This window comes from Chitinophagales bacterium, assembly GCA_019694975.1.
Lineage (GTDB): Bacteria > Bacteroidota > Bacteroidia > Chitinophagales > UBA10324 > JACCZZ01.
In genome coordinates this window covers 526906-551701 of the sequence record JAIBAY010000002.1, presented here as the reverse complement: position 1 = coordinate 551701, position 24796 = coordinate 526906, and the positions used below count along the sequence as shown (strand labels likewise).

Annotated in this window: 10 protein-coding genes; all 10 read left to right on the top strand. The window is 45.5% G+C overall.

Annotation, left to right across the window (positions count from 1 at the left end):
- Positions 1 to 97 precede the first annotated feature (97 nt).
- The 10 genes from K1X61_05395 to K1X61_05350 all read left to right on the top strand — a co-directional run bounded on the left by K1X61_05395 (position 98) and on the right by K1X61_05350 (position 24665).
- Positions 98 to 1681 carry an ATP-dependent DNA ligase gene (locus K1X61_05395; protein ID MBX7108065.1) on the top strand — a complete coding sequence of 528 codons (1584 nt, stop codon included), beginning with the start codon at positions 98 to 100 and terminating at the stop codon, positions 1679 to 1681.
- Between the two features lie 300 nt (positions 1682 to 1981).
- Complete coding sequence (locus K1X61_05390; GenBank protein ID MBX7108064.1) at positions 1982 to 4465, top strand: ligase-associated DNA damage response DEXH box helicase; 2484 nt, start codon at positions 1982 to 1984, stop codon at positions 4463 to 4465.
- Positions 4462 to 5130, top strand: coding sequence for a ligase-associated DNA damage response endonuclease PdeM (pdeM, locus tag K1X61_05385; GenBank protein MBX7108063.1), 669 nt, complete (start codon positions 4462 to 4464; stop codon positions 5128 to 5130). The genes K1X61_05390 and pdeM overlap by 4 nt, the downstream gene beginning before the upstream one ends.
- 232 nt (positions 5131 to 5362) lie before the next feature.
- Complete coding sequence (locus K1X61_05380) at positions 5363 to 5950, top strand: response regulator transcription factor (GenBank protein MBX7108062.1); 588 nt, start codon at positions 5363 to 5365, stop codon at positions 5948 to 5950.
- 31 nt (positions 5951 to 5981) lie between these two features.
- Complete coding sequence (locus K1X61_05375) at positions 5982 to 9089, top strand: hypothetical protein (protein MBX7108061.1); 3108 nt, start codon at positions 5982 to 5984, stop codon at positions 9087 to 9089.
- A gap of 769 nt (positions 9090 to 9858) precedes the next feature.
- A complete protein-coding gene (locus K1X61_05370) occupies positions 9859 to 14475 on the top strand; it encodes a T9SS type A sorting domain-containing protein (protein MBX7108060.1) in 4617 nt (1538 codons plus the stop codon).
- A 414-nt stretch (positions 14476 to 14889) separates the two neighbouring features.
- On the top strand, positions 14890 to 15795 hold the full coding sequence (locus tag K1X61_05365; GenBank protein MBX7108059.1) for a hypothetical protein: 906 nt from the start codon (positions 14890 to 14892) through the stop codon (positions 15793 to 15795).
- Positions 15796 to 16022: 227 nt separating this feature from the next.
- Entirely contained in the window at positions 16023 to 17627 is a 1605-nt protein-coding gene (locus K1X61_05360; GenBank protein MBX7108058.1) for a hypothetical protein, read from the top strand.
- 43 nt (positions 17628 to 17670) lie between these two features.
- On the top strand, positions 17671 to 18570 hold the full coding sequence (locus K1X61_05355) for a hypothetical protein (protein MBX7108057.1): 900 nt from the start codon (positions 17671 to 17673) through the stop codon (positions 18568 to 18570).
- A 281-nt stretch (positions 18571 to 18851) separates the two neighbouring features.
- On the top strand, positions 18852 to 24665 hold the full coding sequence (locus tag K1X61_05350; protein MBX7108056.1) for a T9SS type A sorting domain-containing protein: 5814 nt from the start codon (positions 18852 to 18854) through the stop codon (positions 24663 to 24665).
- The last annotated feature ends 131 nt before the right edge of the window (positions 24666 to 24796 follow it).

Below are 24796 nucleotides of genomic sequence, written 5' to 3'. Positions count from 1 at the left end.
GCATCAGCACTAACAGATGATGCTGTCATCAACAACGGAATTCGCAAAACCAGTGCACCCCTCCGGCACCAATAGGTCAAAAAGCGGTTAACAACATATGCAGCATTTCACGCAACTAATATCTGAACTCGATCAGACCAACAGTACCGTTGAGAAGATCATGCTCATGAAACGATACTTTGATGCGGTGGGTGGTGCAGACAAGTTATGGACGATTGCCTTATTTACAGGGAGAAGTCCAAAACGGCCCGTCAGCATTACCCAGCTACGGCAATGGGCTGCTGAATGTTCGGGCCTGCCTGCATGGCTCCTTGAAGAATCATATAGCCAGGTAGGAGATTTTTCTGAAACAGTCTCGCTGCTTGTTCCGCAGCATTATAAGTCCGCCGACATTCCTTTATCGGAATGGATGCTGCGCCTCAGCCGGTTGCGAAAGGCTACAGATGAAGAAAAGAAGGCATTTATCACCGAAGCATGGTATGCCATGGATCAGCAGGAGAAGTTTGTCTTTAACAAGCTGATGTCGGCGTCATTCCGTGTGGGTGTGTCGAAAGGCAACCTGGTCAAAGCGCTTGCCATGCATACTGCTTTGCCGGAACCGTTTCTTATGCACCGCCTGATGGGCAACTGGGATCCTGCAAAGAATTCATTTGAAGAACTGATCAGCTTAAATGATGAAGAAGAAGATGCTTCCAAACCATATCCTTTTTGTCTTGCGAATGCACTGGAAACACTTCCTGAGGCATTAGGCAATATGGATGACTGGCAGGCAGAATGGAAATGGGATGGAATACGCGGGCAACTGATTCAGCGTAATGGCAGTTTTTTCCTGTGGTCGAGAGGAGAAGAACTGATGACGGAGAAGTTTCCGGAACTCGCCATTATCGGTAATGCATTACCGGACTGCACTGTGCTCGACGGGGAAATTCTTCCTTATCATGAAGGCAAGCCACTCGGATTCCAGGTTTTGCAGACGCGCATCGGGAGAAAAAATATCACACCCAAGGTGCAGAAGGATGCACCAGTCGCTTTCATGGCTTATGACCTGCTCGAATGCAACGGCGACGACTGGCGCGAAAAAAAACTGGAGGTAAGGCGTGTTCAGTTGGAAAAGCTGGTGGAGGCCGCTGCTCTTCCCGGTCTGTTTATGGTGTCTCCGCTGATTCAGTTTAACAGCTGGCAGGAATTAGCCGAAAGAAGAAAGCTATCACGTGAAAACAGGAGTGAAGGCATTATGCTTAAGAAAAAGGATACGCCCTATCTCATGGGCAGAAAAAAGGGAGCATGGTGGAAATGGAAGATAGATCCTTACACCATCGACGCCGTATTAATCTATGCGCAACCAGGATCCGGCATACGCTCCGGATTATTCACCGATTATACATTCGCGCTATGGGATCAGGGCAAACTTGTTCCGTTTGCAAAGGCATATTCAGGGCTCACTAACGAGGAGATACGCGCAGTAGATCGTTTCGTAAAACAAAATACAATGGAAAGGTTTGGCCCTGTCAGAACCGTAAAACCTATCCTGGTTTTTGAGCTGGCATTTGAAGGAATCGCACTTTCAGCCCGGCATAAGTCAGGCGTAGCGGTGCGCTTCCCGCGTATTCATCGATGGAGAAAAGATAAGAAGGCTGAAGATGCCGATGAACTGGATAACCTGAAAAGAATGATAGAATAATAATCAGGCTAATCTGCCACAGGTTGAAACCGGCGGCAAAGGATAACCTTATAGCTTGTTTTTCCTGATTTGTGCTGATCTGATGTATTGCATAAATGTTGTAAAAAATATGATTCTCAGAATTTAATAATCTCCCTTTATGCAACATAAGTCCATCTGCGTTACTCCGTTATCCATAGCCGTTGAATTTATTCAACGGCCAATCAGCAAATCCATTTGTTCAAAGAAATCTCACCAGTATTCCCTCTGCCTAAAAGTAATGAGATAAAATTTGCACGATATCAGGTAAGTTTGGCTGCAATGTCTGCTCTTCAAAAAGTGGAAGACTGGTTCCATCAAAAAGGATGGAAGCCGTTTCCTTTTCAATATGAGGTTTGGGAAAAATATGCAGCCGGCTATTCAGGATTGCTGAATGCACCTACCGGCAGCGGAAAGACCTTTGCGCTATGGATGCCGGCCATTATGGAGTATATGCAAAATGAATCCCGGCCAAAGGGATTGCAGCTGCTCTGGATCACCCCATTGAAAGCGCTGGCCAAGGATATTCATCTTGCCGTGCAGGAAGCCACGAAAGAGCTGGGGGTAAGCTGGAAGGTAGAGTTAAGGACTGGCGATGTCTCTGCTGCCCGTAAGAAGAAGCAACTTGAAAAATTACCGCATGCACTTATCACTACTCCTGAAAGCCTTCATCTGCTGTTGACAATGGGTGAATCGGGGAAATTGTTTTCCGGCCTTCAGGTTATTATAGCCGATGAATGGCATGAGTTATTCGGATCGAAGCGTGGCGTGCTGGTGGAACTGGCATTATCAAGAATAAAAAGTATCAGGCCCGCATTAAGAATCTGGGGCATCTCGGCTACCATCGGCAACCTGCAGCAATCCATGGAGGTGTTGCTCGGCAATAGTTCCGGGGGCAGGCAATGTAAAGTGGTGGCGGAGAACCGGAAGAGGATTAATATAAAGTCGGTTATTCCCGGCGAGATAGAACGATTGCCATGGGCAGGTCATTTAGGTATCAGGCTGCTGCCGGAAATTCTTGACATCATCAACAAAAGCCGTTCAACCCTGCTGTTCACCAACACAAGAGGGCAGGCGGAAATTTGGTATCAGCAGCTGCTGAATTATGCACCGGAACTTGCCGGGACAATGGCAATTCATCACGGATCACTGAGTAAGGAGGTAAGGGCCTGGGTGGAAAATGCTTTGCATAATGACCGCCTGAAAGTAGTAGTGTGTACTTCCTCGCTCGACCTTGGTGTGGATTTCACGCCGGTGGAAACAGTGATACAGGTCGGAAGCCCGAAAGGTGTGGCACGCTTCTTACAACGCGCAGGCAGAAGTGGCCATCAGCCGGATGCGGAGAGCAATATCTATTTTGTGCCTACTCATTCTCTCGAGTTGATAGAAGGCGCCGCGCTAAAGGAAGCAGTAGAAAAAAATATGGTGGAAGACAGGATCCCGTATATCAAACCATATGATGTGCTGATTCAATATTTAGTAACGCTGGCGACAGGCGACGGATTCAGGCAGGAAGAAATATTCAGCGAGATAAAAACCACCTTTGCTTTTGCTGATGTAACAGAAGACGAATGGGACTGGATGCTGCAGTTCATCACCACCGGCGGATCAAGCCTTGAAAATTACCGGGAGTTTTCAAAGGTGGTGGAAGCTGATGGCATCTTCAAAGTGTATGATAAAAAGGTTGCGCTGCGCCACCGCCTTTCAGTTGGCACTATTGTGTCGGATACCAGTATGTCTATCCGGTATCTTACCGGCGGCAACATCGGAACAATAGAAGAGTACTTCATCTCGCGCCTCAATCCCGGCGATGTGTTTTGGTTTGCCGGAAAATGTTTGTCTTTGGTGCAGGTGCGCGGCAGCACCGCCTACGTCAGGAAAGTGAAAGCCACCAAAGGTCAGATTCCTTCCTGGCAGGGTGGCAGAATGCCGCTGTCGTCGCAGCTTTCTGCCATGATCCGGAAGAAAATCAGCGAAGCAAAAAATCATACGGAACAGGAAATAGAAGTGCGTGTTTTGAAGTCATTGCTGGATTTGCAGGAAGAACGTTCATTACTGCCTTCGCTTACCGAATTTTTGCTGGAGAAGCTGGAAACCGACGAAGGATACCATTGTTTCTTTTTTCCTTTTGAAGGAAGACTGGTGCATGAAGGAATGGCGGCTTTGTTTGCTTATCGTATTGCCTTGCTGAAACCGATTTCTTTTTCCATTGCCATGAATGATTATGGATTTGAATTGCTGTCTGATGAACCCATTCCGCTGGAGGAAGCGATTGCACAGGATTTGTTTTCAACAGACAACCTGCTGGCCTACATGCAGGCAAGCGTGAATGCAACGGAAATGGCGATGCGCCGTTTCCGGGAAGTGGCACGCATTGCAGGATTGATATTCTCCGGCTTTCCCGGCAGGCAGGAAAAGGAGCGGCACCTGCAATCATCAACATCCCTGCTCTTTAAAGTTTTTTCCGAATATGATCCGAAGAATTTATTGTTACGCCAGTGCTACCAGGAAGTGATGGATTTTCAACTGGAAGAGGTGAGGTTGCGCTCGGCGCTGCAACGCATCCATTCCCAAAAAGCCGTGATACGATACACGGCGAAGCCTACGCCATTTGCTTTTCCCATTATGGTGGATCGCATGCGTGAAAAACTTAGCAGCGAAAAACTGGAAGCAAGGGTGAGAAAAATGCAGCTTTATTTTGAATCAGAAACAAAACCTAAACCTAAACCGTCGCGCAGTACGGCAGCTTTGCGCAGGCAATCATGACCATACAATCAGCCGGTGCTGTATTCAACACGGTCGCAGGTGAAGAACTGCTGCTGCTGCCTGAAAAAGCTGTTTTCTGGAAGCGTCGGCGCTGCCTGCTGGTGGCCGATCTTCACCTGGGTAAAAGCGGCCATTTCAGAAAAGCGGGCATTCCTGTTTCTTCCCTGGTGCATCACGATGATCTGAACAGGTTATCTGCCATGATAAAGCAATGTAATGCCGCCACGGTATATCTGCTGGGCGATTTGTTTCACAGCTTCCATAACCAGGAATGGCAGCACTTCCTGGAATGGCGCCAACAGCACGATACAGTGGAGATACACCTGGTGAAGGGCAATCACGACCTGTTGCATGATCATTTCATCACGGATGGAAACATTATCCTCCACCAGGAATCATTGCTGGTGCCGCCGTTTTTACTCACCCATCAGCCTGTTGACACGGCTGGCAATGAACATTACCAGTTGCATGGTCATCTTCATCCTGCCGTGCGCTTAAACGGAAAAGGGCTGCAGTCGGCACGTTTTCCCTGCTTCTGTTTCGGTAAAGCTGCGGGTGTGCTCCCAGCCTTCGGCGGTTTCACCGGACATAGTATCGTGCAGCCTTCTGCACAGGATGCCGTATTTATTATTTATGATAATAGGGTGAAACAGGTACTTAGATAATGCGTATAGCATTAAGCATGCCGGAGGAATCCGGAAAATCAGTGGAAAATCAAAACTGGTTAACCTTTACTGAGTATCAGATGACGTGAAGTTGATTGACAAATTGTGTAGTATAACTTCTACTTCATCATTAAGGCATCTATGTAAGTTTGCATGCTCCGTTAAGATACTTTGACCAATGAATAACCCGAAAATACTTATTGCTGATGACCATTCCATCATCCGCGTCGGGATGAAATTCATTTTGGAATCACAGTTCACCAATTTCACCATTGATGAAGCGGAGAACTGCAGGGAGTTATATTTCCGTCTCGGGCAGCAATCATATACACATCTGATCCTCGACCTCCAGCTGCAGGACTGTAATGTCATGAATATTTTTCCGAACCTGAAAGCACAGTATCCGGATTTACTGATTCTCATCTATTCTATGAGCCCGGAAGAGATTTTTGGCAAACGCCTGTTGCAGATGGGTGCTGCCGGATTCCTGAGCAAGCAAAGCAGTGAAAGCGAGGTAATCAGAGCACTTAATCTTTTCCTGCTCGGGCGAACATTTACCAGTGATAAGCTGAAAGATCAGCTGCAACAGGAATCTGCCAAAGGCAATGACAGCCAGCATCCTTTCGATAATCTTTCAGAAAGGGAAATGGTAGTACTGAATAACCTGCTAATCGGCAAAGGCGTGAAGGAGATTGCCGGGCAATTGAATATCAAATCAACAACCGTGGCAACGTATAAAGCCAGGATCTTTGATAAGATCGGAGTGAATAATTTAATTGAATTACAGAATATAGCCCGCATCTATCATTTCCAGGGCTGAACCAATGCATTTATTGTGAAATCGGCTTATATTGAAGCACGACTCACCAATGTTACAATCCTGCTTCACGGCGCTGCTTTTCAGCATTTACCTGTTGCCCGTTTTTGGGCAGCAGGCTTTCTATATTGATCATTATACTTCTCAAAACGGATTACCCCAAAATAGTATAACCTCAATGGAGTTTGACAAGGCAGGATATCTATGGATGTCGACAGAAGGAGGCATTGTGAGGTTTGATGGCTCAGCCATGAAAGTTATGGATGTGCTCAGTAACCCTGAACTGTCAATGGATCGTGGCAACCGGATTCTTAAAACACTGGATGAAGATGTATTTGTACAAAGTTCAGTAGCTGGCCTTTTTACCTATGAAGGAGGAAAACTGCGTGAGCTTGAAAATGATAATGGAGAAAGCAGGCCAAGTACATGGATAAAAGGTGCTATACCCGATTCAAAGGTGTTTAATCATGTTGTCAATGAAAGGGTGGTACAGCAATATATCAATAATCCTGAACGGCAATTCGTCACCATGTTTCCGCTTGGCGACAGTAGCTTTATCCTGATTGGATGGAAGGAACCAATGCTGTTTCATAATACAACCTTTGTTAAATCATTCGCGAATGATTCTTATAAACCTGTCGGCTATCTTATGGTTAACGGTCAATTTTTATTCGTCGACCATCAGCATCGATTATTCAAAATTGATGTCAATAACGGCAGTATCAGCAGTTGCCATGTCAATGGCAGCGACTGGGATCATCTTTCTGTAAATCCTTATTTTGAATATACTTTTTTTTGCAGTTCTCCATTCCGCGAGAGTTACATCATCAGTGGCAGTTCATTGTACCGGTTGTCCGCAAGTGATGAAGCCGGTCAATTCAACTATGAACTTATTACAGACGGCCTGCCCTCAGGCTGTGTAATCAATGCGGTAGCCGTTGATGCCACAGGCTCCAATATTGCAATAGGTACGGATTCAAAAGGGTTATTCCTGTTTCATAAGAATTTGCTGAAGACCGTTCAGGTCAACTCCGGTTCAGCCCCCGCTTCCATGGGTAACGTCTATTATGTACAGTTTCCGCTGGATAGCTACAGGGTTCTGACTACCAACAACAGGATATTTGATGCGCGGACAGGTCAAATTGGCCATAGTGTTATTGGACCGTATGAAAGCTTTGCCATGATGCGTGATTCGAAGGGTTATATCTGGTATGCTTACCAGGACAGTATTTTCCGCTATGATGAAATGAGTCAGGTAAGGAAGGCGATCGCAAAAAAAGTCAAAACCGAAATCAATGTATTCTATGAAGACAGCGATAAGATTTGGGTGGGTTCACAAAGTGGCTTGGGTTATATTAAAGATGATTCCGTTACGATGTTGCACCCGGATGCGGGAGATCCAACCTACAGCCTTCACCGTGTTTCGGGAAGGCTGATGGTAGGCAGCGGCCATGGCGTTTACTTTTTGAATCCGGTTACTTTTGAAAGGGATGCCTTGCATACACTCGATGGCGTTTGTGTTCGAACATTGGAAATGATCAGCGATATTGTTTTTATCGGAACCTATGACGGTGGTTTTTATCTGTGGAAGGACAACAAGCTTATTAAGGCACCGCTTGACCGCTATGGCGGATTAAAGGATGTTCACGCTTTTTTCGATGACAGTCTCGGATATGTCTGGATGACAAGCAATAGGGGTCTATATAAAACCAAACTAAGCAGCTTTCAGCAATTCTTAGCTGATTCAACTTTTCCGGTTTACTACTATAGGTACAGTGTGAAAGACGGGATTACCCTGGATGAATTTAACGGCGGCTGCTCACCTTCCTATGCTAAACTTGCCAATGGTACTGTTACACTTCCCACGATGGAAGGATTGGTCTATTTTAAACCGGAGAATACACCTGCCATGCTTTCAACAGCCTCAATTTTTATAGATGCAATTTTGGTGAATGGCACGAGGATACCGGCTACATCAGTCCTGGAGCTTGATTGTTATTACCGGCAGGTCGAAATTTTTTTCTCAACGCCTTATTGGGGGGCGGAAGAAAATATATGGCTGGATTATCGCATTGACGGAAACCCTGAACAATGGATGCCGTTGCATAAAAACCAACGCAGCTTAGTTGTGTTAAAACTTCCTTTTGGAAGTCATAAGATCAGTTTTCGGAAACGATCCGGCTTCGACGCCGGCGATTGGGTATATCTGGATTTATCCATTTATGTAGCTCCGTATTATTATCAGACCTGGTGGTTTATTGTGCTGATTATACTTTTATTGGTCGGCCTGTTCTGGCTGGCAACACACATCTATGCCCGTAACATCATAAGCAGGAATAACCGTCTAGAATCGATAATCAAGCAACGAACAGGCGAGTTGATGCATGCCAATGAAAATCTTGCAGTATCACAGAAAAGTTTGCAGCAATCGATCACAGTTAAAAACAAGCTGATCTCTATTCTTTCACACGACATTATCACACCCCTCCGGTTTATCGGTCTTTCCGCTAAAATGGCAGTGCAGCGAAAGAACGACGATGGTCAATTGCTGACTCAAACGTTAGGGGATATTCAGAATGCTACCTTTAAACTGCATGACAATGCTTCCAATATACTGGAATGGATCAACCTGCAGAATCAGCGCATCTCGGTGCAGATTTCGCATGTGCCGCTGTTTTCACTGGTTGATGAATTGTTCGAACGGCTGAAGGAACTGTCGCGGGTGAGACAAAATCAAATGACCAATGCCGTTTCCGAAGACCTGATTTTCCGAACGGATGCGCAATTGCTGAATATTATATTATACAACATTCTTTCTAATGCTATTAAACATACACGGAACGGCATAATCAAAGTAACTGCTACGGATGAAACAACGCATTTTCTCATAGAGATAACCGACAATGGCAATGGCATTCCGCAACAGATTCTTGAGCGAATCAATGAGCCAACGGCCGAACAGCTGCTCAGGAGCGGTTATACGGAAAATGATTTTGGCGGCAGCGGTCTTGGTTACCTGTTGATCAAGGATTTATTGCCGTTGATCAATGGCAATTTTACGGTGCAAAGTGAGGAAGGAAAAGGAACAAGGGTGCAGTTGAGATTTGAATCCAGCCCTGCAACCGTTTCCTTTTCGGAATAATGAGTATGGTTACATTACAAAAAACTGATCATTTGTATTGCTAACGCACACCATCTTGAATATTCAATGAATTGCATTTCTGAAATTTTCTGATACCTGTTTTTTGTCTCCATCTGCAGTGGTGTTTCTTTAAATCAGTTTCGCAGTCAAAACGGAAACTGCCATTATCAATTGAAATGCACAGTATCAATTTAAGGTGCTCATATTCCCAAAATCCGGATCGGCATTCTTCATTCGTTTGTTACCGAACGAAATAGCCCAGTACAGCGTCTTCATGCACCACTGTAGCATTTTAGCCTGATACCCGGAAAACGAAAGTGGTCTCCAGACAATAATTCATGCTTTACAGATTTTACGCCATTATCGCTTTTACTTGAATCACAAGATTAATGTGGGTGTTTCAGATAATTATTGAATTCAGGCAATTTGTAATCCGTAAAAGGCATGGTCGTGGGGTATTTATTTCATGCCAATTTATGATTAAATCTTACTACCTCATTTTTGCGCTTCATAGGGAGATCTATTTGAAAGACGATAGACGCGTACAAAAAAATCTGAATGTAGTCGAAATTCTACAATGCTCTTTTTGCATTACGTGAATATTTGTTTTCAATGGAACGGTAATGGATGCTCCATTATCCAGGGCTTCTTCAATAATTTATCTAAAATCAAATCAATGATGAACACATTTCTAAACCGACGCAAAAGCAACTTGTACAAAGCGCAACAATATGGTCATTTCGTATTGTTGATAGGCGTTTTGTTAATCATGAACACAGGCAATATCCTTGCGCAGATTTCAGGAACTGCCTTCCGCGATTTTAATAATAACGGCACGAAAGGAACTGCCACACCTAATCTTGAACCGGGTGTGCAGGGTATCATTGTGAATGCCTACAATGCTACTGATGCCCTTGTTGCATCCTATACCACCGGCTCCTCTGGCACCTATAGTATTCCTGCCAGCGGCAGCACCTATAATGGAACACCGGGTAGCAATACCGGTTCGGTAGCTTCAGGAACTAAAGTCAGGTTAGAATTTGTGATTCCATCAGCGGCAACGCCTAACTGTAACCTCGACAAGGGGTATGATTTCAGCGGCTATTCCGGCAGTGTTTATGGTTCAGGGGTGCAGTTTGTAAGCGGTGGCGCTTCAAACGTAAATTTTGCCCTTAACAACCCAGAAAATTATGCGTCCACTACAAATCCGAAAGTGTATGTTCCGGTAGCCAAAAATGGTAACCCGCTTGGAGGTGGTACCACAGGAACCAGCGGGGCAATAGTTTCTTTTAACTACACGGCAACAGGAACCACGTCACCTAATAACCTTGTTAAGCAAAGCGCTGTCGGTTCTGTTTGGGGGCTTGCTTACAGCAAGCAGGCAGATCGTCTTTTTGCAGCCGCTTCCCTGAAAAGACATTGCGGATACGGACCATTGGGCAGCGGAGGTATTTATAAAATTGATCCTTCGGCAAACGACCAGGTAGTGCAGTTCTATGATATGGATGCCCACGGCTATTATACACGTTGCAATTCCGGGTGCGTATCTTATGGATCAGGAACTTCTTATTCATTGTCTGGCAGCGGAAGTAACACGGTTTCTTATGTTGGCAACGGACTTGGCGTAATCGGCGATAACACACAACGCGGCTTACCTTCAGGATTAGGATCACCTGGACATGATCCTGCCGCTTTTGGCCAGATTGGCAAGGTGGGTTTGGGTGGTATTGATGTCAGTGAAGACGGAAAATATCTGTATGTCATAAATCTTTTTGATCGGAAATTATATGTGCTGACATTGAACGATGCAGCTAACCCAACTTCTGTAACAGCAGTTAACAGTTATTCTATACCCAATCCTCCTTTGCGCAGCACATGGGAAATCGGCAAATTCGGCACAGCCAACACTTATACCGGAGGTAATAATGGAACAGGATTCTATGATGGCGGAAAAGGAGTTCAAAGGCCCTTCGCTGTACACTACTATAAAGGCAAAGTTTACATTGGTGCAGTAACCACCGGCGAAAATGGTGGCACAGCAACGGTGGACAATAACTCAGGCAATCCTGAATACACTGACTTGTTTGCCTATGTTTGGTCATTCGACGGTAACTCCATTTCATCTACTCCCGTACTTCAATTCCCGCTTAATTACCCAAAAGGAATCACAACTAACTTCTCAGATTGTCCGGAACGCAGTAATTGGCTCTCATGGATAAATGCGATGGAATCTATGGGAGGTGGAAGCGGCGCATCTAAACTTACCTATCCGCAGGCAATACTTGGCAATATCGATTTTGACGTAAGTGGAAATATGATTCTCGGTTTTATTGACAGGTCCGGTAACCAGATTGGTGCGAGAAATTATGGCCCGAATCCCTCATCAACGGCGATATATGAAAACTTCAATGGTGGTGATATATTAAAAGCATTTAGAAATAGCAGCTGCGACTGGAAAATAGAAACCTCTTCCGACCGGAACAGTACGCAGAACGACGGAGAAGGTCCGGATGGCGGTGAGTTTTTTTACAATGATAATAATGGTGATACAGAAACGGATCATGAAGAAACAGCTTTAGGTGGTGTAGCCGTGCTGGCTGGCACCAACCAGGTGATGAGTGCGGTTTTTGATCCGCAGACAGATTTTAATTGTGCAGGTGTAAAATCATTTAATAATACTTCCGGAGACAGTGAAAATGGATACCAGATTTATGCTTCCTCTTCTGGCAACCCGCCGAGTGATGGTACCTGGCTGAAAGGCGGTGGATTGGGTGATGTTGCCTTTTTCGAGGATCTTCCCTGTACAGAAATCGGAAACCGCGTATGGAATGATACGGATGGTGATGGTATTCAGGATGCTGATGAAAGCGGTATCTCAGGGGTAATTGTAGAATTATATGCTTCCAATGGAACAACACTCTTGGGTTCCGCCACCACCAATTCAAGCGGTAACTATTATCTCAATTGCGCCAATGTAAATCAAAACGGTGCTACAGGCATTGCAACCAATACAAATTATATATTGAAGATTTCATCAACTCAATTTAACAACTCAGGTTCAGGTGTGCTGAATGGATTGAATCCGACAACTGCCAATGTAACCGGAAGCGGTGTTTCAGACTGGAGTGATAATGATGGAGTACTTTCTTCCGGGCGCGTGCAGGTAAGCTTCACTTCGGGAAGTTTGGATGGTGCGAATGATCACACGTTGGACTTTGGTTTCCATTCCTGCACGATTCAGGTAAGTGCCACACACAGCGATGTATCTTGCTTTAGCGGAAACAATGGTAGTATTAATGTTACAGTTACCGGCCCTCAAGGCAGTGTAACATATGCCTGGAACGACGGCGCCACAACAGAAGACCGCAGCGGACTCTCCGCCGGAACATATACCGTTACTGCTACTGATCAGGGAAATTGTTCTGCTACTACCACAGTTACAATATCCGAACCCAGTGCCTTAAGTGTAGGCATGTCAAAAACAGATGTTACAACTACTGGTGGAAATAACGGTACGGCAACTGCAACTCCAAGTGGAGGAACTGCCGGTTATACTTATCTCTGGAGCAATGGTCAGACAACCCAAACAGCTACAGGACTGATTGCGGGAACCTATACCGTTACCGTTACCGACGCGCATGGATGCCAGGCAAGCAATAGTATCATCGTTGATCAGCCTTCCTGCACGATCAGCCTTGATGTAAGCGGCACGGATGCACTGTGTCATGGCGACAACAACGGAACAATAGACCTGACGGTGAGCGGCGCACAGAGCGGCAACGTAAGCTTCCTGTGGAATGACGGCGCTACGACGGAAGACCGCAGCGGTTTATCAGCAGGCACCTATACGGTAACAGCAACCGATGGTAATACGGGCTGTACGGCTACGACGAGCTTCACGGTAGATGAACCAGCAGTGCTTGGTATGAACGGTACGGTGGATGATGTAACGGTAACCAATGGCAGCGACGGATCAATCGATGTAACTCCAAGTGGCGGCACTCCCGGATATACATATGAATGGAATGACGGTGCCACGACGGAAGACCGCAGCAACCTGTCATCAGGCACTTATACAGTAACGGTGACAGATGCCAATGGCTGTTCGGCAGAACAGACCTTCACGGTGAATGAGCCGGGTTGCACGATCAGCCTTGATGTAAGCGGCACGGATGCACTGTGTCATGGCGACAACAACGGAACAATAGACCTGACGGTGAGCGGCGCACAGAGCGGCAACGTAAGCTTCCTGTGGAATGACGGCGCTACGACGGAAGACCGCAGCGGTTTATCAGCAGGCACCTATACGGTAACAGCAACCGATGGTAATACGGGCTGTAAGTCTACAACAAGCTTCACTGTTGGCGAACCTGATGAGATTGTAATTGACGATGTAACGGTTGATGTTTCAACGGTTGGCGGATCAGATGGCTCTATAAGTTTGACGGTTAATGGTGGTACACCCGGATTTACCTATCTCTGGAATGATGGTGTAACAACAAAGGACCGCACGAACCTCATCGCTGGTGAGTATTCAGTAACAGTAAAGGATGAAAATGGATGTCTCAAAGCTGGTGGTCCATACAATGTGCGAGAGCATGTTTGTACCATCACCGTAGAAGCAGGACCTGATGTTTCTAAATGTCATAATGAACCGGTTAAGTTAGATGCTGAATCTTCGGACCAGGATGCTACATACAGTTGGTCTCCGGCAACTGGTTTAGACGACCCTGCTATTGCCACTCCGACTACGAATGTGAAAGAGACAACCACTTACACTGTTACTGCAACAGGCACCGATGGTTGTACTGCCACGGCTGAAGTGACAGTTACGGTGTATAAGATTGTGAAAGCGAAGATTGTGGTGAAACCGAACACACCGGCTTGTCAGGCTCCTAACGTGAAACTGTTCACGAAAAACAATCCGAACTACTCTTACGAGTGGCGGTTGGACGGTGTGGCTATTCCGGGTGCTGCTGACAAGAACACTTATTGTGCAAGTGTTTCTGGCGCATACTCCGTCCATGTTACTGATCTTTCCAGTGGCTGTATGCATACGGCGAAGAAGATGGAAATCACCATCAGCCCGAAAATGCAGGATGGAGATAAGATGGATGACGCTAATACGATCAGCATCAATGCATGGCCTAATCCGGCTTCCGATAATCTGAATGTCTCAATCCTGAATGTGAAAGAAGGTGCCGTAACGGTTCAACTGCTCGATATGTATGGAAGGGTGATGAGTGTAGTGAATCTGAATGGCAATGACCTCAGCGACAATGAGACCGTAACATTCAACATGCAGCAGTTGTCAGCAGGAATGTACTTCGTAAGAATGATCAATGGTAACTTTAAAGCTGATCAGAAAGTGATGCTGATTAAGTAGAAATATCCTGAATTTTAAGCAATTCAAAACCCGCACAATTGTTATCAGTTGTGCGGGTTTTTAATTTTATACCATTTTTTTACGCTCGTCTTAGTTTGATGAAAACCTGAGATAAGGGAATCTTTCACTTAATGGTCATGGATGCAAATGTTAAAAAATCTTATGCTGTGACGTTTGATACTGCGGTTTTCCATTCAAAAATTAATAATTGAAATTGAGCACCCCACCGAGATAGCTTTATTTTGCAGTAAATTCTCTGATTGGAAATTGACTATAAGTATAAATCATATTTTTCGCGTATTGCTTTATGCATGGCTCTTGGCAGTGGCTTCCATTTTTTGCTCGGCACGGATTTTTAATTCCTCGGCTTCAGGTATCGAAAGTGATTCACTTCGCAGGGAAATAGGGCGGCACTTGTTTTATGATAAACGGTTGTCAGTAAATGGCATAAAATCCTGTTCATCGTGCCATGATCAGCGATATGCATTCAGTGACGGCTACCGCACTTCACTGGGCGCAGAGGGTGTACCCTTAAAAAGAAATTCACCGGGGCTCTTTAATCTTGAAAGCCTCCGGTATTATACATGGGCTGACAACCGCATTATCAGCCTTCAGTCACAAATGCAGGTGCCATTGTTTAATGAACATCCTGTAGAGATGGGATTTATGAAAGATGTTGCCGCACTGAAGAATTTCCTGCTTGGCGATACTTATTATGGATCACAACTCCCTCAGGCTTTTCCGGAGAGAGAGCATCCTTATACAATAGATGAAGTGCAAGAATGTATCGTGGATTTTATGTTGCAGTTTAAATCGCTCAATGCGGAATACGATAAATATGTAGCCGGTGAAACTAAACTGGACACTCTGGAACTGAAGGGCATGCGGTTGTTTTACAGCGATAGTGTTGGTTGCGGAAGTTGTCATGCGGGAATTTTTTTTACCAATGCAACAATAAATGATACCGCTTACTTCAATACCGGAATATTTCAAAACACATCCGCACTCGAATTGCCCGACAGCGGATTGTTTGAAGCCACACATGATCCTGCGGATATTGGAAAATTCAGGGTACCTACACTGCGCAACCTGGCCTATACTGCACCTTACATGCACAATGGCAGCATGCGGACGTTGAGTCAGGTAATTGAACATTATGTTCAGATCGGTCAGCATCAGACAAGCCGTAACCGCTCTGTAAGATTGAAAACTGTCGCTTTACAGGAAGCGGACCGGCAAGCCCTCATATCGTTTTTGCTATCTTTGAGCGACAGCAGTTTGATTACAAATGATAGACTCAGCGATCCCTTCAAACAATGAAATTCAGACTTGTTACCGGTTTTAGCAGCGATAATCACAATGATAGTCATGAAAAGAGCACATGCTTATTACCAGATATTAGCATATTGAAGCTTCCATTATTTTTCAACACCGGTTGTCTTAGCTTTCTCAGATACAACTCTTTGAAGTGCAGATGCATTTTCAGCGTGTTTATATTTATGATTGTTGCAAGCTCCGGATATGCTCAAAATTCTGCAGAAGATCTTGTGCAATTAAGGAAAGCGGAGATTGCTAATGCTCTAAGGCAAAAGCCATCCATCATCCCGCTTGCTGGTTTAAATGCGTTGCAAAGTGCGGCACAGACAATTGCCCTGCAGGACTCCGGGTTTCTTGCTAACACCATCGATCGGAAAAGTGGTCAGCCATTCCTGAATGAAATATTCGGTGTATACCCTGTCCGTGAGAGTGACCTGCCTCCGGCAATTACTTATGTGCCCGAACGGTATTATAAAGTGGAACTCTATAATTTCGCCATTAACCTTACGTCTGTCGCATTTGTTGATTTGAAAAACAAAAAAGTGATTAGACGAGCCTTGTATAAAGATGTGCAGCCGGATATACCCGACAAGCTCAGGCAACTGGGGCTTTATCTTGCCGTGAATTCTTACCAGGTTGAAAATGCCCTCGGATTTAAACCAACGAAAGAAAATGCACTGATGGCGGATACGAAAACTTCATTGAACAACACGCATTGTGAAAGAAGTATGCACTTGTGTGTTGCTCCTACTTTCACTTATAAAGACAAAGCACTTTGGGTTATCGTTGACCTTACCGACCTGAAAGTAGCAGGGGTTCGCTGGACCTATACGGGAAAGGATGAGCCGCTGGTAACCGAAAGGAGCATGGCGAACAAGAATATTTCTGAGTGTTATTGCCAGCATGATACACTCGCCGTTGTCGGTAACTGGAAAATTAATTTTATGCTGACCAGCAGTGATGGTTTGAGGATTTCTGATGTGACCTACAAAAATATACCGGTCATAGATCAGGCAAAGCTTGTGGACTGGCATGTTAGCTATTCCAATACAGATGGATTTGGATACAGTGATGCCGTGGGTTGCCCGGTTTTTTCTCAATCAGCGGTTATTGCCGTCAATGCTCCTTTCATTGATACTTTGTTCAATCAGCAAAAGAAAATAACGGGATTCAGGCTGCGGCAGCAGTATTGGTCACGCGGCTGGCCTGCTTCCTGTAATTACCAGTACGAACAGCGGTATGAATTTTTTAATGACGGAAGCTGGAGGTTTGCAGTGGCAAGTTTGGGTCGCGGCTGTGGTAACAATGGCACGTACAGACCTGTACTGCGGATTGTTTTCGCCGGCGAACAGCAGAACTTTTTTCAGTATAGCGGGACCAATCAGTGGAAGCAATGGAAAGCGGAGCAATGGTACCTCCAGAACGAACTCACCAGATATACCGATGAAAAGTACCTCTTTAAAATTTCCACGGCAGAGAATGCCGGGTATTACCTGGAGCCCGGATTAGGTCAGTTTGCCGATAGCGGGCGGGGAGACTATGCATATACTTATGTGACGCTTTATCACAGGAATAATGATGAGGGTGATGCCGATATGCCCACCATCGGGCCCTGCTGCAATGATAACTATCATCAGGGGCCTGACAAATACCTGGAACCTGTCGCGGAAAATATTGAAGGAAAAAAATTGGTGCTGTGGTATGTGCCGCAAATGAAGAATGATGATACGCCGGGAAAGGAATATTGCTGGGCTGAAAATTATGTCGAAGAAGGACTGATAAAAACCCGTATCTACCCGTGTTTTGCCGGCCCGTTGTTTGTGCCGATTAAATGAAGTGAAGCAACATCATCAGGCAACTGGATATTTCAAAATGAAAATGAAAAGCACAATCAATTTGCTCCTCATTACCATAATAATTATTTTGCTGCCATGGCGTGTGGTAAGCCAAAACACCTGCACCCGTCAGCCTGAATTTATTCAGCAATTGAATTTTGATCTTACGAGAAGCGGTTTCAGCACTTCTGACAGACTGAACATGGGAATCATTTTCGCGGAATTCAAAGATCCACGAAATCCTGGCGAATACACCCGTATTTATCAGCATCCGTCGTGGAAATCTGCAGGCTTTCTCGGATCAATTATTTTTGATGAAGCTGGAAACATCTATGTAGCACCCTTGCCTGTTGTAAACTCATTGCATAATCCTGCTGAAGAAAAAAACACAATTTTCAAAATAGATCACAACAGCGGCGTGATGGAAAAATTTCTTGATCTTCCGGTTGAAAGCCGTTATGACCCGCGGAATCCTTTTGGAATTGTCGGTATGGCCTATGATTGTGATACAAGATCATTGTATGTTTCAACCCTTGAAGGATCGGATGAGAACCATGAAAACGGTAAAATCTTCAGTATAAATATATCAAACGGAAAAGCTGAACTGATCCTTGATCATTTTGATGCACTTGGCCTTGCAACTTATACGATAAAGGGGCAAAAGCAATTATTTTATGCCAGCGCAAGATCAAGTATAATTTATGCCATGAACCTTTCTTTAAGCAAGGATACCAACGAAGTGGCCAATCCTGTCATTGACCTTACCGGGCTCGGACCGCGAGGTGATGATAAAGCACGGAAGCTGAAATTCTCAACGGATGGCAAGTTACATGTCAATGCTGTTGAATTTGATTACAACCTGATTGCCCCTACCGTGAAACAGGAAGCGGTATACACTTATGTGTACGATTCACAACAGCATCGGTGGTTACCTGAGTACTAGCTGCCGCGCACATTAAATCCTGCATGCATCTTATGCCTTTGGCAGTGAAGCTGTAATTGCATTGCAGTGGATATTTACAAAGTAATATGCGATCAATGACTTGCTGATATTCTCATACTTCGGTTGTAAATGTTGTTGTTCGAAACCTAATAATTATTATAAAAAGTATTTTTTCATCATGGTGCAGAAAAGCATTTAGATATATATTCGCGCCGCATTTTAACACCAAAACACCAAACACCATGACATCCCTGTTTACACTGCCGCGTAAAGCGCGGCTAATGGCACTATTGTGCTTGCCTATGTTTATATGTGCTGCCTTGCTGCCTCAGTTTGCAAGTGCTCAAATCAGCGGAACGGCATTCCGTGACTTCAATGGAAATGGATCGCAGGGAACAACCTCGCCAAATATCGAACCGGCGGTTGCAGGGATTATTGTAAATGCCTACAACTCTGCTGATGTTCTGGTAGCTTCTTATACGACCGGTTCAGCCGGAACGTACTCAATTCCTTCCAGCGGTAGTACCTATAATGGAACACAGGGAAGTAATACCGGATCAGTAGCTGCTGCCACCAAGGTCAGATTGGAATTTGTGATTCCTTCCGGCAGCTCTGATTATTGCAACCTTAATGAGAGCTATGATTATAATGGCTTGTCCGGAGCAACGTACGGATCAAACGTTCGCTTTGTTAGTGGCGGAGCTACAAACATTAATTTTGCATTGTATTACCCGGCACAGTATGTCAGCACTACAAATCCTTATCTCGCTACCAGCATCTTCACAGCAGGGAATGTTACTGCGACTGGTGGTGCAAATAATGCTGGCACTTTTGAAGACGCAGTAAAAATAACATACAACAGTGCTGCGGCCAGCACAGTGGATAATCCTTCTAACACCACGCTGGCGAATTCCGGCAGTGTTGGTTCAGTCTGGGGCGTAGCTTATTCAAAGCAGGCAAAAAAGTTGCTTTATTCCGCAGCTTTGAGGCGTCATGATGGCTTGGGCCCTAACGGAAGTGGTGCCATCTACATTGTCGATCCTGCATCAACAGGAGCTTCACTGTTAATTGATCTCGATAACCTGGGATTCGCCACCAGAGGCACCGGAACCTATCCTTATAAATCAGGACAGACGGGTTATGGTGGAAGTCCGGGACAGGCATTAACAGATAATATTCCGTTTAATTCTGTTATCGGAACCAATACAGAAAGAGGGTTGCCAGGCGTATTGCCTACTTCATTTCCGGGAAGCGGGCTGCCCGTTCCATATGCCAGTTATGATGCAGCGGCACTGGCTCAGGTAGGTTGTGTTTCATTGGGTGGTTTGGATATCTCCGATGATGGTACGGCAGTATTCGTGATGAATTTGTATGATAAAAAGCTTTACAAAATAGCCATTTCAAATCCAGCTTCACTTACGACTATTTCTTCGGCAGGCGCGGTGAGTTCTTATGCTTTGCCTGTTTCTATTTCTGCGACCAATGGTACACTCAGGCCCTGGGGTGTAAAATATTATAAAGGAAAAGTTTATGTAGGTGTTGTGGCCGATGCCTCATCTGCAACTAAGATCGGCGGGCTAACCACCGCCTACTATAGCGATTTGAAGGGATACATTCTTGAATTCGATGTTGCATCCGGGTCCTATTCAAACACGCCGGTAGCTACTATTAACTTTAACTATCCAAAAGGATTGCCGGACGTAAATTCCCTTTCTGATGCAGGCGGCTCTGTTAACAGGCGGGCAGCTGCACGGTACAACAAATGGAACAATAACTATGAAGATTTCCTGCAGGATAATAACGTTGAGAATGAAAAACTTTGTTTTCCCCAGCCTATAATCAGTGATTTTGAATTTGATGATAAAGGCAACATTCTTGTCGCAGTCTTAGACAGGATGGGATTGCAAGTGGGCTATCGGAATTATTCTCCAAGTGATGAAGCACCGGATGATGCGGGGCTGGGAAGTTCTTCAAGTAATAACGGACGTTCTGATTTGGCGAGTTGCGACATTTTGAAAGTTGACCGCACCAATGGCCCCTGCACCATCACTCCTGAATCAATTGCCCAGGCTGCCGGATCGGGAACAGAATTTTTTAATGGCGATATATATAATACCGGAGGAACCGTTTCAGGTTCTCTTAAACATGCTGAATCAACGGGTGGCTCCATGGCGCTCCTTAATGGCAGCAATCGTGTAGCAGTAACTGCCTATGACCCTGCCATTACTGCAAATTGCGGAGGGGTGATGACACTTGGCACTAGTGACGGTGACCGGAATGATGATGGTACAACTTATTATGGTGCAAATATCTACGATGAAACAAACCGTGGTGTTCGGTCCGCCAAAAGCGTAGGTTTGGGTGATATAGAACTGATAGGTGACCTTGCACCACTGGAAATAGGAAACCTGGTGTGGAATGATGCAAACCGCAACGGTATCCAGGATGCCAATGAATCAGGTATAAGCGGTGTAGTGGTGCAGTTGTATGCTTCCAATGGCACCACGCAACTGGGTTCTGCAACGACCAGCTCAACCGGTAATTATTATTTTACAAATGCTAATGTTAACATGAATGGAGCGTCCGGCCTTACGCCGAATACCGCATATGTTATCAAGATTTCTAGTTCCCAATATAATGGCAGCGGAAGCGGAGTACTCGCAGGACTCACGCTGACTTCAGCGAATGTGACCGGTAATGGAAAAACGGACTGGAGTGACAACGATGCCACTGTTGTAAGTAATCTTGCAACTATTGACTACACAACCGGTAAAAGCGGTGAGACCAATTTTAACATTGACTTTGGCTTTTGCCCTCCGTGTTCTTTATCCGTTTCAGCATCACATACTGATGCAAATTGTCAAGGTACAAGCACAGGTTCTGTATCGGCTTCAGTTACCAATGCTTCGGGTAACGTAAATTATTTATGGAGCAATGGCGCTACTACGCAAACGGTAAATAACCTGCCTGCCGGTACATATACCGTTACGGTTACCGATGGTATTTCATGTACTGCCACTGCTTCAACTACTGTGGGTGAACCTCCGGTGATTGGGCTGACTCCTTCGCATAGTGATGTCTCTTGCAAAAATGGTAATAATGGTGCTGCATCTGTGACAGTAAGCGGCGGAACGCCTTCTTATGGCTACTTGTGGAATACAGGCGCTACTACTTCATCTATCAATACACTTACAGCAGGCACATACACAGTAACCGTAACAGATTCGCATGGATGCACTGCAAGCACAAGCATAATCGTAGATCAACCTGCCACTTCCGTGAGTGTGGGAATGTCTAAAACAAATGTGACCATTACAGGTGGTAATGATGGAACGGCTACCGCCAATCCAAGCGGAGGAACACCTGGCTATACCTATGTCTGGAGTAATGGTCAGACTACTCAAACCGCCACTGGCCTGATTGCAGGCACGTATACGGTAACCGTAAGTGATGCGCATAACTGCCCGGCAACAAATAGCATTGTTTTAAGTCAGCCACCCTGCAGCCTGGGCATGAGCGGAACACAAATTGATGTAACATGTCATGGCAATGCCGATGGATCAATTGATGTATCGGTAACAGGTGCACAGGGACAGGTAACCTATTTATGGAATGATGGTGCCACCACACAGGATCGCACAGGATTGAGTGGCGGAACTTACACGGTAACGGCGACGGATGCCGGTGGCTGCACAGCCTCAAAGGCATTCATAGTGAATGAGCCTGTTGTACTGGGAATGAGCGGAACCACGCAAGATGTAACGATCACATCAGGCAGCGATGGCAGTGTTGATGTAACAGTAACAGGCGGCACAGGCCCTTATGGTTATCTGTGGAATGACGGTGCGACGACGGAAGACCGTACCAACCTTCCGGCAGGAACCTACACAGTAACGGTAACTGATGCGAATGGATGCAGCAAAGGCGAGACCTTTACCATACATGAACCACCCTGCAGCCTGGGCATGAGCGGAACACAAATTGATGTAACATGTCATGGCAATGCCGATGGATCAATTGATGTATCGGTAACAGGTGCACAGGGACAGGTAACCTATTTATGGAATGACGGCGCCACCACACAGGATCGCACAGGATTGAGTGGCGGAACTTACACGGTAACGGCGACGGATGCTGGTGGCTGCACAGCCTCAAAGGCATTCATAGTGAATGAGCCTGTTGTACTGGGAATGAGCGGAACCACGCAAGATGTAACGATCACATCAGGCAGCGATGGCAGTGTTGATGTAACGGTAACAGGCGGCACAGGCCCTTATGGCTATCTGTGGAATGACGGTGCAACAACGGAAGACCGTACCAACCTTCCTGCAGGAACCTACACAGTAACGGTAACTGATGCGAATGGATGCAGCAAAGGCGAGACCTTTACCATACATGAACCACCCTGCAGCCTGGGCATGAGCGGAACACAAATTGATGTAACGTGTCATGGCAATGCCGATGGATCAATTGATGTATCGGTAACAGGTGCACAGGGACAGGTAACCTATTTATGGAATGATGGTGCCACCACACAGGATCGCACAGGATTGAGTGGCGGAACTTACACGGTAACGGCGACGGATGCCGGTGGCTGCACAGCCTCAAAGGCATTCATAGTGAATGAGCCTGTTGTACTGGGAATGAGCGGAACCACGCAAGATGTAACGATCACATCAGGCAGCGATGGCAGTGTTGATGTAACAGTAACAGGCGGCACAGGCCCTTATGGTTATCTGTGGAATGACGGTGCGACGACGGAAGACCGTACCAACCTTCCGGCAGGAACCTACACAGTAACGGTAACTGATGCGAATGGATGCAGCAAAGGCGAGACCTTTACCATACATGAACCACCCTGCAGCCTGGGCATGAGCGGAACACAAATTGATGTAACGTGTCATGGCAATGCCGATGGATCAATTGATGTATCGGTAACAGGTGCACAGGGACAGGTAACCTATTTATGGAATGATGGTGCCACCACACAGGATCGCACAGGATTGAGTGGCGGAACTTACACGGTAACGGCGACGGATGCCGGCGGCTGCACAGCCTCAAAGGCTTTCATAGTGGGTGAGCCGGTTGTACTTGACATGAATGGTATAGTAAATGACATAACAATTGTTGGTAGTAATGATGGCAGTATTGATGTAACGGTAACAGGCGGCACAGGCCCTTATGGCTATCTGTGGAATGACGGTGCAACGACGGAAGACCGTACCAACCTTCCTGCAGGCACATACACAGTAACGGTAACTGATGCGCATGGATGCCAGGTTGGTCAGTCCTTCATCATCCATGATATTGTTTGCGATATATTGGTAAATGCCGGCCCAGATGTTTCTAAATGTCATAATGAACCGGTGATGTTGCATGCATCATCTTCCGACCAGAATGCTACTTACAGTTGGTCGCCTGTAACCGGTTTAGACAATGCGAATATTGCCACTCCGACTACGAATGTGAAAGAGTCAACGACATATACTGTAACTGTAACAGGTGCAGGTGGATGCCAAGCCACAGATGAAATGACCGTTACCGTTTATGACCTTGTGAAAGCAAAGATTGTGGTGAAACCGAACACACCGGCTTGTCAGGCTCCTAACGTGAAACTATTCACCAAAAACAATCCGAACTACTCTTACGAATGGCGGTTGAATGGTGTAGCAATTCCGGGTGCTGCTGACAAGAACACATATTGTGCAACTGTTTCTGGTGAATACTCTGTCCATGTTACGGATCTTTCTACGGGATGTATGCATACATCGAAGAAGGTGGAAATCTCGGTTGGTCAGAAAATGCAGGATGAGGATAAGATGGATGTAAGTAATGTGATCAGCATCAATGCATGGCCTAATCCGTCTTCCGACAACCTGAATGTTTCAATCCTTAATGTGCAGGAAGGTGCCGTAACGGTTCAACTGCTCGATATGTATGGACGCGTGATGAGTGTGGTGAATCTGAATGGCGATGATCTGAGTGATAATGAAACGGTAACATTTAACATGCAACAGTTGTCAGCAGGTATGTACTTTGTAAGGTTGATTAATGGTGACTTTAAAACAGAACAGAAAGTGCTGCTTATTAAGTAGTACCAGTTTTAAGTCCAAATGAGTGCAATGAAAGCCGCATCATCAAAGGATGGTGCGGCTTTTTATTGCCGGGCTGTAAAATTGAATTTATAATGCATTGAAGGGTGACTTTCATGCTCCTGATGATGCAC

What these genes read in the sequence shown, in the direction of transcription:
- K1X61_05395 (MBX7108065.1), top strand. Translation starts at nt 98, where the DNA reads ATGCAGCATTTCACGCAACTAATATCTGAACTCGATCAGACCAACAGT.
- K1X61_05390 (MBX7108064.1), top strand. Translation starts at nt 1,982, where the DNA reads ATGTCTGCTCTTCAAAAAGTGGAAGACTGGTTCCATCAAAAAGGATGG.
- pdeM (MBX7108063.1), top strand. Translation starts at nt 4,462, where the DNA reads ATGACCATACAATCAGCCGGTGCTGTATTCAACACGGTCGCAGGTGAA.
- K1X61_05380 (MBX7108062.1), top strand. Translation starts at nt 5,363, where the DNA reads ATGAAATTCATTTTGGAATCACAGTTCACCAATTTCACCATTGATGAA.
- K1X61_05370 (MBX7108060.1), top strand. Translation starts at nt 9,859, where the DNA reads ATGAACACAGGCAATATCCTTGCGCAGATTTCAGGAACTGCCTTCCGC.
- K1X61_05355 (MBX7108057.1), top strand. Translation starts at nt 17,671, where the DNA reads ATGAAAAGCACAATCAATTTGCTCCTCATTACCATAATAATTATTTTG.
- K1X61_05350 (MBX7108056.1), top strand. Translation starts at nt 18,852, where the DNA reads ATGGCACTATTGTGCTTGCCTATGTTTATATGTGCTGCCTTGCTGCCT.